Genomic DNA, 14061 nt, shown 5'->3' on the forward strand with positions numbered 1-14061 from the left:
GGTATCTGTCTGTAACCGTGATCTAGCCTAGTTCTGTAAACACAAACTCAGCTTAAACCGTCGAAGGACCGTCTGTAATCGTCGGTCCAGTACTCGGACCGGGAAACCTTCGGAGCTTCAACCCCACGACGTTCCGTCTGAAACCACAGGGCGGTTTTCTCCAGAAACGGTGGTGTGTGAGATTCAACTGACTAAGGGTCCAACTGAAACTAAGCCCGGTTCAGACAGATGGCTGAGGCCAATGGACGGTTTTCACCTCACCGTTTTTATCGATCTCCAATACACGCTGTACCCCCGGATCGACAAAAAGTACGTCGCGTACCTACACCGTCGCAGTCACGTGCTGATACTCTGCTTGGGAGGGTGTGGGCCGTAGCGTCAACTCAGCTAGTGCTAACTCCCGTAGTACCTCTGGTGGCACACCGCCGGTATCCTGAAGCACGGCATCAAGCGTCCAAGCATCGTACTGGCTCGCGTTCGGGGCAACTACGTCGACGGCGATAGTGGGCTCACAGTCACGAATCTCACGAGCAGCCCGCCGAACCCGTTCACGTTTCTCCACGGTACAGCTCATGCGTTCACCGCCTGGACGAGATCGTCAATCAGTGAGCCGCCGACATGGGGGCCGATATCCCAGCCACGCTCGCCTCGGGTGTACTCACACCACTCGGCAAGCGTCTCAAACGGCGTCTCCGACAGTTCGACTGTCTCTGCTTGTCCATCAACCGCGACAACAGCCACAGTGAACTCGTAGCTGTCCCAGTAGTGGGCCGCACCCTTGCCGTCAACGCCAAGGAACAACGGCCGGTTTTGGGTGAGTAACTCGCGTGCGATACGCTCTTGTGGATAGGATTGCGTAGTTACCATTGGTTCTTGCGCGGAACCACGCGCCTCGGTGTCCTACCACCGGGGCGATTTGCTTTCGAGCGGTATAATCGCCCAATAGCGCGTGGGTTCCTATCTAATACTGTTGGCTCCCAACAACAAAAAACTATTGTTACACCGCAATAGATATCCAATAGAGAGTATGGCAACAAGAGGGCCAGAACCAGAAGTCAGTGACGAGACGCTCATCCATTGTATCAAAAGCGGAAGGCGTCCATTCTCGACAGTAACTACTGTAACAGATCAAGTATCGTTAAGCCGAGAACGGGTTCGACAACGCCTCAACCGACTCAGCGAGCAGGAAGAGATCAACCGGGAGCAAATCAGTGGCAGTGTCGTGCTTTACTGGTCGGATGAATCTTCAGATAGGTAAGCACGCCCGTCAGGTGTTACCCACCAAACGCGGACAGAACCCAGCATATCTGTGGATAAATAGCCTGCCTCTTCTAATCGATTCAGATGCCTTCTCGTCGCTTCACTGCTGAGCTCGACTTTAGACGCGACATCTGAGGTTCCCAATGCTGGGGGATAGGCTTCTAAGATGGCGCGAATGAGTGCCTCGTCACTCACCGATGGGTTTGGTCCAGGCCGATCAGTCACTACCCGACATTTTCTCTGTCGGGCCAAAAAATACGCCCATGCATAAGTGTTGCAGGTCAACAATAGTTAAGTAGCAACAGTGTATCAGATTCTTTTAATACCCCGCTGGGCCTGACCCCACGGACTCAGAACCTATGATCGCAGGCCAATCCATCCACGATGAGTCGCATCGCTCCCCAGCACACTCGCGAGACGCCTCGTTCCTGCTGAGTCCTGCAACTAGATCCAGAGCGGCTGTCGATCACGGCAGCGCTGCAGTTTGAGCGACCGTTTCATCCGATTCGCTTAGCCCGTGCCGTGGTCGGTTCCCCTGGTTCGATTCCGGGCACGGGTCCTTTGGTCCCAATGACTCCAGACCATTCCTACGACGATACTATCGACCGTACGACCACCGACGCCGCCGTTGCCGCCCACCTCGACATGGACATCCCCCAGACCGACCATTCCACCGAGGATCTCCAGACTCTCCTTGAGCAGATCCAGGACAACATTCCACCCCTCGTTTCGAGTGTTCTCCAAACACTCATCCAGACTATCGAAACTCTCCAAAATCGTATCGACGACCTCGAAACGAAACTGGAACAGACACACGACATCGCTACCACAGCCAGCGGCAAGGCCGAGACCAACGCCAGCGACATCGACGACCTGGAAGCCGACCACGAGAAGACCCACGAGATCGCGACCAGTGCCGTCGCGAAGGTCAACCAACTCGACGCAGATCAACAAGAGGACGCAGAGACGCTCCCGGACGGCGTCGAGCCCAGTTCCTCCCCGCTGGATTTCTTTGCGAACTGCCGCCAGACCAAGGTCAAACAAGCGTTCGTTGAAGAGACCAACCAGCAGAACACCTATCGAGCGATTGCCGTTGCGAAACGCTGGCCCGAGTTCGCGACAAAGCGTACTGATGGCAGTGGCGTGTTCATGACCAAAGACGACATACAGACAGCCTTGACTGCAGAGCTCGGAAAACAGCCCCATCGACAGACTGTCGCCAGAGTGTGGGACAAACTCCTCGAACTGGACGGGAGCGATGTCCTCGAAAAGCGACGCACCGTCGGGCGCAATCAAGCGACGAAACAGATCCTCACGATGGACAAAGACACTGCAGAAGGACTCCTCGAAAAACGCTACATTGGGCTGGATTTACTAGAGACCACGAGTGACAAAGCCCAGACTGGAGGCGTCACGCCCGTTGTGACGGGGAGTCCAGCCTGAACCCTGTGACAGACCAGCCACAGCGACGGATCATCCGACGACCACGACGATAGAACGCGACGGTACGCGGCCTGCCGTCGTTGACGCCCGCTGTCGCTAGCTGCAGGACTCAGCAGGACCCCCTGGTTTCAGAAACAGCATCGGTTTACCCCCAGAACGATTTCGGTACTCTCTCGTAGATTGCCCCTGACCTGCCAGTAGGTCAATGCAGGCGACAAAGGCGATTGTGAGGGATGGTCTCTCTGACAGAGACCATCCCGTGTCGTCTGCTTTGGGGAGTGCAGTCGCGTGACTTCCTCAGATGACAGCGTTGAGGCATCCGTCTTTAGCTAAGATGAGAACCGCGTGACAGCGACGGCTTATCGAGGCTATTTTTCGAGAGGAATGAGGAGGAGAAGTCTGTGCACAACCCTCGCTCCTCAACGAGAATCATGCGTCGGCTCACTACGCTTTTTCCCTCTGAGTTCCTCGAAGAGCACGCCGAGGAACTCGGCGTGGTCGAGCGAGAAGGCAAGCTTCAGATTCCTGTCCTCGTGTGGGCGCTCGTGTTCGGCTTCGCCGCAGGCGAGAGCCGAACACTCGCTGGGTTCAGGCGCTGCTACAACGCCACAGCTGACGAACCGATCTCTTCTGGCGGCTTCTATCACCGGTTGACACCGACGCTGGCAGAGTATCTCCGCGACCTCGTCGAGCGCGGCCTCGACGAGGTCGCTGTTCCAGACGCTTTTGACGCTGATATCGACCGATTCAGGGACGTGATGATCGCTGATGGAACAGTGTTGCGGTTGCACGAATTCCTCTCTGATGAGTTCCAAGCCCGTCACGAGGAGCAGGCTGGAGCGAAGCTCCACCTGCTCCACAACGCCACCGACCAGACAATTGAACGGATCGACGTAACGGACGAGAAAACGCACGACAGCACGCTGTTCAACACAGGTTCGTGGCTACAAGGACGGCTAGTTCTGTTCGATCGAGCGTACTTCAAGTACCGCCGTTTCGCGTTGATCGACGAGAACGATGGCTACTTCGTGAGTCGGCTGAAGCAGAACGCGAATCCGGTGATAACGGCGGAATTACGGGAATGGCGCGGCCGCGCCATTCCCTTGGAGGGCAAGCAGATCCACGATGTGGTCGATGACCTCTCGCGGAAGTACATCGACGTAGAGGTCGAAGCGGAATTCAAGCGAGGGCAGTACGAGGGAACGCGGTCACTGGATACGAAGCGGTTCCGCGTCGTCGGCGTCCGCAACGAGGACGCCGACGACTACCATCTCTACATAACGAATCTGCCGAGAGAGGAGTTCCTGCCGTCAGATCTAGCGACGCTGTACCGGTGTCGATGGGAAGTAGAAACTCTGTTCCGTGAGTTGAAGACGCAGTATGAACTGGACGAATTCGACACGAACAACCCTGATGTCGTGAAAATTCTACTATACGCTGCGTTGCTGTCACTGCTGGTGAGCCGGGAGTTGTTGGATCTGGTCACCGAGCAGGCCGACGATGAGATCGTGTTTCCGCCGGAACGCTGGGCGGCGACCTTCCGGTCGCACGCCCAGCTCATCCTCCACAAACTCGGCGAGTACCTCGGTTACTCGCCACCGCCGTTGTTGGAGCGGCTAATCGAAGACGCTCAGAAGATTCATCAGCAACGGCCGATCTTACAGGAGACACTCGCTACCGCTACACAACCGAGGTGTGAGTCTTAGCTAAAGACGAATGCAGCGTTGAGGTTTCGCGTGAGGAACTTCTTGCGCTCAAAAATCGTGTTGAGAAGCTTGAACAGGAGAATCAACACCTCCGCGAAGAGAACAAGCGGCTCAGAGCCAAACTTCGCTGGCACGAAGGACCGCACACCCCCTCCAGTCAGAAACAATCTGACTCTGAGGAGTCGTCCTCGTCTTCATCCGACGAGGACGACGAAGAACCTCGTACTGACGGCGGGACACCGGGTCGAAAATCCGGCCATAATCCCGAGTGGCGGTCTGCACCCGATCCAGATGAGGAGGTCGAAGTCACGTGTGACTGTTGCCCTGACTGTGGTGAGCAGTTCGATGAGTCGGAGGGCGTCAGCCCGCGACTCGTCGAAGAGATTCCTGATCCGCAGCCTGTGGAAGCTACCCAGTACAACCGCCATTACTACGAGTGCGACTCGTGCGGAACCGAGACGGTGGCATCACACCCCGACTGCCCCGATGAGGGGCAGTTCGGGGTGAACGTCATCGCGCAGGCGGCTCTTTCCCGGTACGATCACCGGCTTCCCTACCGAAAGATCGCTGATCGTTTCAACCAACTCCACGGATTGGACCTTTCGGGCGCGTCCGCGTGGCATGCGACCGAGCGCGCAGCGCGCGCCGGTCGCTCGGAGTACGAGCAGATACGTAGACAGATTCAACAGGCCGACGTGGTCAACGTTGATGAAACGGGAATCAAGCGCGACGGAGACCAAGCGTGGCTCTGGACGTTCCGAACGGACAAGCACACGCTGTACGCCGTCCGGGAAAGTCGTGGCCACGATGTTCCTGCGGAAGTCCTCGGGGAGGACTTCGCAGGAACGATTATCTGTGACGGGTGGACAGCGTACCCAGCTTTCAGCAAGAAACTCCAGCGGTGTTGGGCGCACATTCTCCGGGAGGCCGAGGATGCTGCCGAACAGCAGGAAGAAGGCGAACCGATCTACCGAGCGCTCACACAGTTGTATGCCGCTCTCCAGACTCAGCTGGAGAGCGACTTGACACTGCGCGAGCGGGCAGAATTACAGCGTGTCGCGCGGAGAGAACTCGAATCGTTGATTGAGCGGTCGGTCCCCGACGGACCAGTGGCAACACTACTCGGGAAGATCGAAGGAGGCCTCGACCACTGGCTCACCTTCGTCGGTGAGCCAGCGGTCTCGCCGACGAACAACGCTGCGGAAAACGCGCTACGTGAACCAGTCGTTCTTCGGAAAATCATCGGGACACTCCGGAACGACCGCGGAATGTTCGTCCACGAAACCCTCTTCTCCCTGCTGGCAACGTGGAGCCAGCAGGGACGCAATCCCTATGAGGAACTCAAGCGAGTCGTTCGGGACAACGAGATGATCTCACGAGCTCGCGCTGTACCGGTCGTTGAATCCACAGGGTAAACACATACCAGAAACAAGGTGTATATTTGTGACAGTCCCAATGGACAGCCATCCGAAAGGACCGTCACAACAGCTGTGACGAACGTTTGTGTTTCCACTAACTCCTCTATATCGGTCAGCTCAGTTCTGACAGATACCGAGTAGACCGATCGGGTCTATGCAAGAGACAGACTGCGGAGTGACCAACGAGAGGTTTCCACCAGCGGCTCATCAAAATTAGTGTGCAAGATATAGCGGCACAGTGGCTGTATATAGCAGGAAACGCCGCCCATCGCTCAGTAGGTCCGGATGTGAGCGACGGTGTCCGCATACTCAGTTCCGTCTACATCCTGCAAGAGATTTCCATCAGCGGTGTAGGCTGTCGCATCTCGTTTAACGGCGAGTGCGACGTAGGCAGCGTCGTAGGCCGTGATGTCGACGCTGTTCGTAATCTCCGCGATGGGGCCGACTGACCCGAACGAGACGAGTTCGATACCGTAGTTGTCAAGCGAGTTTGCGGCCTCATGGAGTCGCTCACCATCGTAGTGGCCGCTGTAAGTGAGTGCATTGACCGCCTCGAAGGGCATGAGCGCCGGTGCACAGAGATCGTGTTTGCCGTTGAGGAAATCGTCACGAAGTGCTCGGGCCTGTTCGTGATCCTGTTCGGGAATGTACCACTTGACCACAGTGCTGGTGTCGATAACGACGTCGGCCATCAGGATCGCTTCTCGCTGTATCGAGTATCACGGAACTCACGAATTTGTGCTGCCGTGTTCGTCGTCGCAACCTCGTCGGTGTCGATGGCACTGCTCAGTCGCTCGCTGGTCGCTACTGCGTGGGCGATATTCCGTGATTCCAGACTCTGTAGTTCCTCCTTGATATGGTCACGGAGCACTGCACTCCAGTTTACCTCGTCGTGTTCTTCCATCTGTGCTTTCACCTCGTCGGGGACACGGAAACTGACACTTGCCATAGTGTATTACATGTACTACTGTAGCATAAGTCATACGCCGCGTCCAGCGCTGGCCCGAAACCAGTACCTGACAATCGAAAGGGCACCGGTGGAGAAACCGGATACGCAGTCGCCGCGTCCCTTCCAAGACTTCTCTCGTCTCCGTAGCACCCTTCACCCCCACCACAAGCGAACGACGGAGGAAGCGAACTCCTCCCGTGGGGGTCCGACCGACCGAGTGAGCGCACGCCCCCGAGCGCAGCGATGGAGGCAATCCTGCTGTCAAAGCTCGTGAGGGACAGTTCGTGAAATGCTGATATTCCTGTACAACGTCCCGGCGCAAATCATTTATTTTTAAACATGATACATATGTCCTCGCTGCGTTTCGGGCTGTCAGTCCGGGTTCTCGAAGTTCGTGGTAACGGAGGGTGTCATAGAACAGTTAACACACCAAAGAGCAGGGTGAATGCTGAGGTGGTATGGACTCAACGACCCTGCAAAATGATCCTTCGGTCGAGTCGTTCTTCAATGTCGTGGAGACAGAGACGCTTGCGTTGTTCGAGCACCTCTCCTTCGAGTTTCTCGAAGAGTTCGACGTGTTCGCCCCGACGGAGACGGGGCGAACACGAGAGCACGAGCCTCCAGAAATGATGCGTGGCTTCCTCCACTGCTATTACAAAGACATATACGGGATTCGTCCTGTTGCAAGAGAGCTGCACAACACGGTTGTCTGGCTTGGCTGTGGCTTTGATTCACCGCCGTCCAGAGATGCGGTTGATCGCTTTCTCACCGACCTCGAACATGTCGTCGACGACGTATTCGACCGGTTCGTCGAGCAGGCCGCCCGCCGCGGCCTGCTCGACTTGACCTACTGTATCGATTCAACCGACGTGAGGGCGATGCCCGCCGATCAAGACGCGTCGAAATGCTATGATCCAACCGACGACGAGTACTACTACGGCTACGGCTGCACGATCGTCTCGACCGGACAAAAGATCCCGATTGCGGCGGAGTTCACAGAGAGTAAGCAAGCGCCAGAAGAGACGGCGATGCGCGTCACACGTGACGCGCTCGCCGTCGCCACACCGATCTGGATGGTTGGTGACAGCGCCTACGACACACTCGACTGGCACGACCACCTGCTGGCTGCAGGGGTCGTGCCAGTCGCCCCGTACAACGCGCGAAACACCGACGACCCGAAAGACATCGAGTACAGGGTCGAAGACCGTATCGAACAACACGGCGAGGACGTTCAGCTGAAGCAGTCCACGTTGGATGAGACGTACAACCGACGTACGGGAGTCGAACGAACTAACGACTCAGTGAAGGACTGCGGCCTCGGGCGGACGCACGCCCGAGGCCGCGTTCACGCACGAGCACAAGTGTTCCTCGCTCTGTGCCTTCGTCTCGTCGTCGCAATCACCAACTACGAACGCGGAGACAATCCGGGAAGCACGATCATCACGGTGTGAGAAGAGTTCTATGACACCCTCGGTAACGATTAACCCACAATGGTCAATTGAGCATCGTGATGGCAAGCTCAGAAGACGATCCCTCGGACCACCACAACGCAGAGATACTGTCAATCGATGCTGGCGGGACGATGACAGATACCTTCCTCATGGACTCTAATGGTGAGTTCACTGTTGGAAAAGCCAAGACCACACCGGATGACGAATCGCGGGGGTTCATCAAGTCCTCACAAGATGCCCTTGAGGACTGGGACCTGACTGTCGAGGAGGGGTTCCCGAATCTCGTGTCGACGGTGTACTCGGGCACCGCAATGCTGAATCGGCTCGTCGAACGCGAGAGCGAGGTTGATGTGGGGATTCTCATTACCGGCGGGATGGAAGACACACTCCGAATGGGGCGTGGCCGGCAATCGTACACCGGCTACTCATATTCGGATCGGCTCCACGTCAACACCCACAAACACCCCGAGCCGTTAATTCCACGGAACCAGATTCGTGGCGTCAGAGAGCGTATTGACGTCAAAGGGAACACATTGGTTCCATTGTACGAAGACGACGTTCGAGAGGGGGTCAATGACCTACTCGACCAGGATGTCGACCACATCGTCGTGATGTTTCTCCATTCCTACAAGAACGGTGACCACGAACACCGGACCCAGGAGATAGCAGAGGAGATCATCGACGAACGGGAGATGGACACGACGGTGATGCTGTCGAGCGAATACTACCCGACACTGAAAGAATCGGAGCGGCTGAACACCGTCACTGCAGAAGCGTTCGCCGCTGAGCCATCCAGAGATCAGCTAACGAACATTCAAGACTCCGTCGACGAGCAGGGCGGGAACGTCGGCGTTCGTGTGATGGCGAGTCACGGCGGGACCATCGACATCCACGCCAACGAACTGGCCCGGACGCTCATTTCGGGCCCGATCGGCGGGATGATCGGTGCCAACGGCTCAATTGAATCCGGCGAATTTCGGCGTTTCAGCGTTCAATTGCCTGCTCCACGTTGTAAACGCCGGCTATGAGCGTTATCTCCCGGAACTGGCGGAACCAGTCACGCGCTCGGACGGCGGAGCCGTGCGAGCGCTTGATTGAGGAGTTGACGGACTCGGTCTGTGATCGCTGACCATAGAGCTCGTCGTCTATTCGGGCGTTGTGTGCGTGATCGTAAGGAGCGAAAACACGGTGCTTTATCAGCGGACGAATCCCGGCGTTTCGAAGCTCCTCACGGAAGCTCATGTCATCATAGCCTTTGTCAGCGGCCAAGCTTCGAAGGTCGCCCGCGTTCCGCAGGGCGACCTTCGGGCCGATCTTGGTTTCGTCAGGCCACTTCGTGCTGCAGTGTAAGTCAAGAATTGCTCCCTCAGCTGTATCTACGAGAAACGTCGTCTGGATCGTTTTGACGGAACGATCAATCCGTCGCAAGTAGTGAGACGATGCTTGCTGACGGTCGAAGTAGGTGGCATCAATTGCGGCGTGACCATTCTGGTCCAGCAGCTCCGCCGACCGGCGGAGCAGCTGTCGCCAGACAGTCATCGATGCCCGTTTGAACGCCTTACACAGCGTCGAAGGCGCGGGAAACTCCCCGCGTTGAAGATTCAATACCGCTCGAACACGTTCCATCTCTTCGGCCCAGTCGATGATTTCCTCGTACTCCGCGCTCATGTGTTCGCGCAGATAGAGCAAGACTGCGTGCTTCCAGCCGGCAAACCCGTTGCCGGCTGGATCACTCAGTTCCATCAGCGCAGCGTCAGTAAGCTTTTGAGCGAGCGAAGCCACTTGCTTCACGAAGCGGAAGAGGGTGTTGTGCATAACATTACTCTCCCGCTTCATACCCGTGATTCTAACGACCTATCCCGGCGCCGTCTGTGGATTCAATTGAGCCGTGCCAACTACTTCGGGGAGAAGCTGGACTACGAGAATCTGGTGTGTACCGATATCGGGGGAACCAGCTTCGACATGGGCATCATCATCGGGAACGACTGGCAGATCGACTACAGCCCGGAGATGGCCCGTCTCCTCCTATCGCTGCCGATGGTCAACATGGAGAGTGTCGGGGCGGGCACGGGCAGCTACGTGCGGGTTAACCCGACGTTCGACAAAATCGAACTGGGTCCCGAAAGCGCCGGCGACCAGGTCGGCGTCAGCGCGGTCGAAACGGACGTCGAGACGGTCACCGTAACAGACTGTCACGTCGCGATGGGCTGGATCAACCCCGAGAACTTCCTCGGCGGAGACATGCCGATCGACCGCGACGTGGCCGAACGAGAGATCAAAGAGCAAATCGCCGACCCGCTCGGCATGGGGGTCTACGAAGCTGCACAGGGTGTCATCGACATTCTGGAGAGCAAGCTCCGGAACGACCTCGAAGCGGTCGTGACCGGTGAAGGGTACGCACCGTCGAATTTCAAATGTCTCTCGTACGGTGGAGGCGGCCCTGTCCACACCGCCGGCTACACCAAAGATCTGGGTTTCGACGAAGTGCTCATCCCCGAGTGGGCGGCCGGCTTTTCGGCGTTTGGCTGTGGCGCTGCCGACTACGAGTACCGGTACGACCAGACGACGAGTATCGACGTCGATCCGGACCTCTCGATGGAGGAAGCGGCCGAAACCGCCGGCCAGGAACTCACCGAGGTCTGGAAAAACCTCGAACAGAAAGTCGAAGACGAGTTCGAGAACAGCAACATCGGCCGGAGCGAGATAGAGTTCCAGTACAACATTCTCGGTCAGTATCAGGGACAGCTCAACAGCATCGACATCGAGTCACCGGTCAGTCGCGTCGACACCCCGGAGAAGCTCGAACGGTTACTGGACACCTTCGAGGAGGAATACCGGCGCACGTACTCCGAGGAGGCCCGGTCTCCGGAGCTCGGACACACTGTCACGCAGGCGTCGGTCCGCGGCGTCCGGGACGTTGTCAAGCCGGAGATTCCAACGGAGGAAACCCAGGATCCGGAACCGCCCGAGGAGGCGTTCAAGGAGACCCGGGAGGCATACTGGGATGGCGAGTGGATGGAGACCAAGATTTACGACCTCCACGCACTCCAGCCCGGAAACGAACTCAGTGGCCCCGCCGTGATGGAGGGCGCCGCGACGACCTACGCGCTCCCGCCGGACTGTGAGACCTACCTCGACGAGCACCGTGTCCACCACCTGACCAGGACCGAGTAAGAGCGGTACCCCGCTCTTGTACAGCGATGCATCTATCCCGTCGCTCGGGTCCATTCCGGCGGTGAGGTAGGTGCACTGTACGAGCCCGCATCTGGCTCCGAGCAGATGCCCGCAATACAACACCACATCATGAGCTCAGAACACGAATCTGGGGAGAACTTCCCCCGCATGCGACGCGAGAAAGAGAAGGTTCACGAGAAACAGGCACAGGGCGATGGAATCGGTTGGGACGGCAAGACGCTCCGCGAACAGTTCGAAGAACTCGAACAGAAGACGGAGGAGACGGATCACTACGCCGGCTTCGAGAAACTCGAGTTCAAAAACGAGGAACCGATAAAGTACGAACAGATGTTCGCACAGTTGCGAGGCGACCTCGTGACTGCACGCGAGACCTCGAAAGAGGTGGCCGCGACACCGATCGTCGAACAGGAGGGGGAACTGTGTTATGGCCTGTTCACACCAGAGGGTGACTCTATCGCTGTCTCGACGGGTATCATCGTGCACATCCACACGATGAGCGAGGCCATCAAGTACATGATAAACCACGATTACGAGGAAAGTCCCGGTATCGAACCGGGGGACATCTTCGTTAACAATGACACGCACGTCGGGGACGTGCATCCGTGCGACATCATGACGTTGATCCCCATCTTCCATGAGGGAGAACTCGTCGCCTGGGCTGGCGGCGTCAACCACGTCATCGACGCCGGAGCGATCGGCCCCGGCAGCATGAACGTCTCCCAGGCCTCCCGTTTTGGCGACGGTGCTTACTACACGGCCCGCAAAATCGGCGAAGACCTCGAGATCTACAACTCCTGGAAGAACGACTTCCCGGACAAGACACGGACGCCGGACTTCCTGAAACTCGACGAGAAGACCCGGATGACCGGCTGTCTGATGATCCGGAACGCGGTCAACGACATTATCGACGAGTACGGCATCGAACGGTTCAAACAGCTCTCTCGGGAAGCAGTCGAAGACGGACGCCGGGGCTTCCGTAGCCGCATCAAGAAGACGATGCTGCCCGGTACCTACCGCGGCGCGTCTTTCGTCGACGCACTCTATGAAGGCCAGGGGAACCTCACCCGCGAGTACGCGAATGAGAACCACCTCATGCACGCCCCCTCAGAACTGCACGTCCGCGAGGACGGGTCGTTCCAGGTTTCCTTCGAGGGCGCAAACAAGTGGGGCTGGCATCCCTACAACTGTACTCCAGCCGCAATTCAGGGCGGCATCTGGGTGATGCTCACCCAAACTGTCATCCCCAACTCGAACGTCAACGACGGCGCGTACTACAGCTGTGACTTCCACCTGCCGGTTGGGTCGTGGGCCAACACGCAGAACACGGAGACGGCACACGCCTATGCCTGGCACTTCTTGGTCTCTGCCTGGGCCCCGCTCTGGCAGCACCTGTCCAGAGGTTACTACTCGCGTGGCTTCTGGGAGGAGATTAACGCCGGCAACGCGAACACGTCGAACTGGCTGCAGGGCGGCGGTATCGACCAGTTCGACAAACTCCACGCCGTCAACTCCTTCGAGTCAGCCTGTGAGGGTGTGGGCGCCCGGTACGTTGAAGACGGCGAACCCCACGCAGCAGCCATCTGGAACCCCGAAGGCGACATGGGCGACGCCGAAGTCTGGGAGATGACGGAGCCACTGCCGTTCCTCGGTCGAGCCGTGAAACCGAACACAGGCGGCGCTGGGCGCCGTGCCGGCGGCGCGGGCTTCGAGTCCATGCGGACGATCAAGGACGTGAGCCGGTGGCTGCTGTACGAGATGGGCAACGGGTACATGACCAGCGACGGCGGTCTCTTCGGCGGCTACCCCGCGGCGTCAGGGTACATCCTGAACGCACAGGACACGGACCTCGAGGAACGCTTCGAGAACGGCGAGGACTACCCACAGCACGACCTCGACCCCGAGAGCGGCGAGTTCGAGTCCAAGATCGACGGCGAGATCACCCGCCGCCCCGAAGGTATCAGTACGCCAAAGCAGTTCGACGACTACGATATGTACCTGAACTACCTCCGCGGTGGATCGGGACTTGGCGACCCGCTCGAACGCGATCCGGAAGACGTCCTTTCGGACATCCACGATGGGTACGTCCTTCCCCGACATGCGAAGGACGCCTACGCTGTCGTGGTCAACAAAGTCGATGACGAGGCAAAGCACAACTCCGCTGTCCAGGGCGAGTGGGAACTCGATGAAGAGGCGACCGAAGAACTCCGCGAAGAGCGGATGGAGGAACGCGCCGAGAAGGCCCAGCCGGTGTCGGAGTGGTACGAACAACAACGCGACCGCATCCAGAACGAGGAGAACCTCATCGACGACGTGAAAAAGACCTACGAGAGTAGCATGCGGATGAGCAAGCAGTTTGCCGAGTTCTACCACGAGTTCTGGGACCTTCCGGAGGACTTCGAGTTCGACCTCAGCGAGAAGGCGGAACGGTCGCTTGACGGCCGTTTCAAATCGGGGACGAAAAAGAAGTGGAAGAACCCGACGAAAGGCCACGAGACGTGGCTCGGTGTCGGGCGCGACGACGAACCGGAGGTGCCGTACACGTGGACGGCCGATCGCTCGATTCGTGACCTGCCAACCCCGAAGGCCTCGTTCGGCGACAGCACAGTCGGCAAAGCAATGGACGACGACTGACACAGAGG

At 57.9% G+C, this 14061-nt stretch carries 12 protein-coding genes and 1 pseudogene; 7 read left to right on the forward strand and 6 right to left on the reverse strand.

Annotated features, from left to right (window positions below):
- Positions 1 to 322 precede the first annotated feature (322 nt).
- From BDK61_RS10000 to BDK61_RS24335, 3 genes are all read right to left on the reverse strand, one after another.
- On the reverse strand, positions 323 to 574 hold the full coding sequence (locus tag BDK61_RS10000; protein ID WP_121303147.1) for a hypothetical protein: 252 nt from the start codon (positions 572 to 574) through the stop codon (positions 323 to 325).
- Complete coding sequence (locus BDK61_RS10005; protein ID WP_121303148.1) at positions 571 to 867, reverse strand: hypothetical protein; 297 nt, start codon at positions 865 to 867, stop codon at positions 571 to 573. Before BDK61_RS10005 ends, BDK61_RS10000 begins: the two co-directional genes overlap by 4 nt.
- 360 nt (positions 868 to 1227) lie before the next feature.
- Positions 1228 to 1485 (reverse strand): helix-turn-helix domain-containing protein, encoded by a 258-nt coding sequence (locus tag BDK61_RS24335; protein ID WP_394337622.1) that lies wholly within the window; start codon positions 1483 to 1485, stop codon positions 1228 to 1230.
- 345 nt (positions 1486 to 1830) lie between these two features.
- Here BDK61_RS24335 and BDK61_RS10010 point away from each other — a divergent pair, with 345 nt between their 5' ends.
- The 3 genes and pseudogenes from BDK61_RS10010 to tnpC all read left to right on the forward strand — a co-directional run.
- Positions 1831 to 2703 (forward strand): hypothetical protein, encoded by an 873-nt coding sequence (locus BDK61_RS10010; RefSeq protein ID WP_121303149.1) that lies wholly within the window; start codon positions 1831 to 1833, stop codon positions 2701 to 2703.
- Between the two features lie 431 nt (positions 2704 to 3134).
- Entirely contained in the window at positions 3135 to 4409 is a 1275-nt protein-coding gene (locus BDK61_RS10015) for an IS4-like element ISHma1 family transposase (protein WP_121302325.1), read from the forward strand.
- A gap of 47 nt (positions 4410 to 4456) precedes the next feature.
- A pseudogene (tnpC, locus tag BDK61_RS10020) lies at positions 4457 to 5824 on the forward strand (IS66 family transposase); the annotation flags it as partial.
- Between the two features lie 275 nt (positions 5825 to 6099).
- On the opposite strand, the gene BDK61_RS10025 reads toward tnpC, so the two are convergent.
- The gene (locus tag BDK61_RS10025; RefSeq protein WP_007190190.1) at positions 6100 to 6519 is read right to left on the reverse strand and encodes a type II toxin-antitoxin system VapC family toxin; all 420 of its coding nucleotides are present in this window, start codon (positions 6517 to 6519) and stop codon (positions 6100 to 6102) included.
- The gene (locus BDK61_RS10030) at positions 6519 to 6776 is read right to left on the reverse strand and encodes a hypothetical protein (protein ID WP_121303150.1); all 258 of its coding nucleotides are present in this window, start codon (positions 6774 to 6776) and stop codon (positions 6519 to 6521) included. Before BDK61_RS10030 ends, BDK61_RS10025 begins: the two co-directional genes overlap by 1 nt.
- A gap of 458 nt (positions 6777 to 7234) precedes the next feature.
- Between BDK61_RS10030 and BDK61_RS10035 the strand changes: the two genes are divergently transcribed.
- Together BDK61_RS10035 and BDK61_RS10040 are read left to right on the forward strand one after the other, a co-directional pair.
- Entirely contained in the window at positions 7235 to 8227 is a 993-nt protein-coding gene (locus BDK61_RS10035) for a transposase (protein ID WP_121303151.1), read from the forward strand.
- A gap of 59 nt (positions 8228 to 8286) precedes the next feature.
- The gene (locus BDK61_RS10040) at positions 8287 to 9255 is read left to right on the forward strand and encodes a hydantoinase/oxoprolinase N-terminal domain-containing protein (RefSeq protein ID WP_208644664.1); all 969 of its coding nucleotides are present in this window, start codon (positions 8287 to 8289) and stop codon (positions 9253 to 9255) included.
- Here BDK61_RS10040 and BDK61_RS10045 read toward each other — a convergent pair.
- Positions 9212 to 10063 carry an IS5-like element ISHma10 family transposase gene (locus tag BDK61_RS10045; RefSeq protein ID WP_121301968.1) on the reverse strand — a complete coding sequence of 284 codons (852 nt, stop codon included), beginning with the start codon at positions 10061 to 10063 and terminating at the stop codon, positions 9212 to 9214. The two genes, BDK61_RS10040 and BDK61_RS10045, sit on opposite strands and share 44 nt — an antisense overlap.
- 45 nt (positions 10064 to 10108) lie before the next feature.
- Between BDK61_RS10045 and BDK61_RS10050 the strand changes: the two genes are divergently transcribed.
- Both BDK61_RS10050 and BDK61_RS10055 read left to right on the forward strand, forming a co-directional pair.
- The gene (locus BDK61_RS10050; protein WP_244209753.1) at positions 10109 to 11401 is read left to right on the forward strand and encodes a hydantoinase/oxoprolinase family protein; all 1293 of its coding nucleotides are present in this window, start codon (positions 10109 to 10111) and stop codon (positions 11399 to 11401) included.
- Positions 11402 to 11569: 168 nt separating this feature from the next.
- Entirely contained in the window at positions 11570 to 14053 is a 2484-nt protein-coding gene (locus BDK61_RS10055; protein WP_167467372.1) for a hydantoinase B/oxoprolinase family protein, read from the forward strand.
- The last annotated feature ends 8 nt before the right edge of the window (positions 14054 to 14061 follow it).

This window comes from Haloarcula quadrata, assembly GCF_003634715.1.
Taxonomy (GTDB): domain Archaea; phylum Halobacteriota; class Halobacteria; order Halobacteriales; family Haloarculaceae; genus Haloarcula; species Haloarcula marismortui.

What these genes read in the sequence shown, in the direction of transcription:
- BDK61_RS10000 (WP_121303147.1), bottom strand. Translation starts at nt 574, where the DNA reads ATGAGCTGTACCGTGGAGAAACGTGAACGGGTTCGGCGGGCTGCTCGT.
- BDK61_RS10005 (WP_121303148.1), bottom strand. Translation starts at nt 867, where the DNA reads ATGGTAACTACGCAATCCTATCCACAAGAGCGTATCGCACGCGAGTTA.
- BDK61_RS10010 (WP_121303149.1), top strand. Translation starts at nt 1,831, where the DNA reads ATGACTCCAGACCATTCCTACGACGATACTATCGACCGTACGACCACC.
- BDK61_RS10015 (WP_121302325.1), top strand. Translation starts at nt 3,135, where the DNA reads ATGCGTCGGCTCACTACGCTTTTTCCCTCTGAGTTCCTCGAAGAGCAC.
- BDK61_RS10025 (WP_007190190.1), bottom strand. Translation starts at nt 6,519, where the DNA reads ATGGCCGACGTCGTTATCGACACCAGCACTGTGGTCAAGTGGTACATT.
- BDK61_RS10030 (WP_121303150.1), bottom strand. Translation starts at nt 6,776, where the DNA reads ATGGCAAGTGTCAGTTTCCGTGTCCCCGACGAGGTGAAAGCACAGATG.
- BDK61_RS10035 (WP_121303151.1), top strand. Translation starts at nt 7,235, where the DNA reads ATGGACTCAACGACCCTGCAAAATGATCCTTCGGTCGAGTCGTTCTTC.
- BDK61_RS10040 (WP_208644664.1), top strand. Translation starts at nt 8,287, where the DNA reads ATGGCAAGCTCAGAAGACGATCCCTCGGACCACCACAACGCAGAGATA.
- BDK61_RS10045 (WP_121301968.1), bottom strand. Translation starts at nt 10,063, where the DNA reads ATGAAGCGGGAGAGTAATGTTATGCACAACACCCTCTTCCGCTTCGTG.
- BDK61_RS10055 (WP_167467372.1), top strand. Translation starts at nt 11,570, where the DNA reads ATGCGACGCGAGAAAGAGAAGGTTCACGAGAAACAGGCACAGGGCGAT.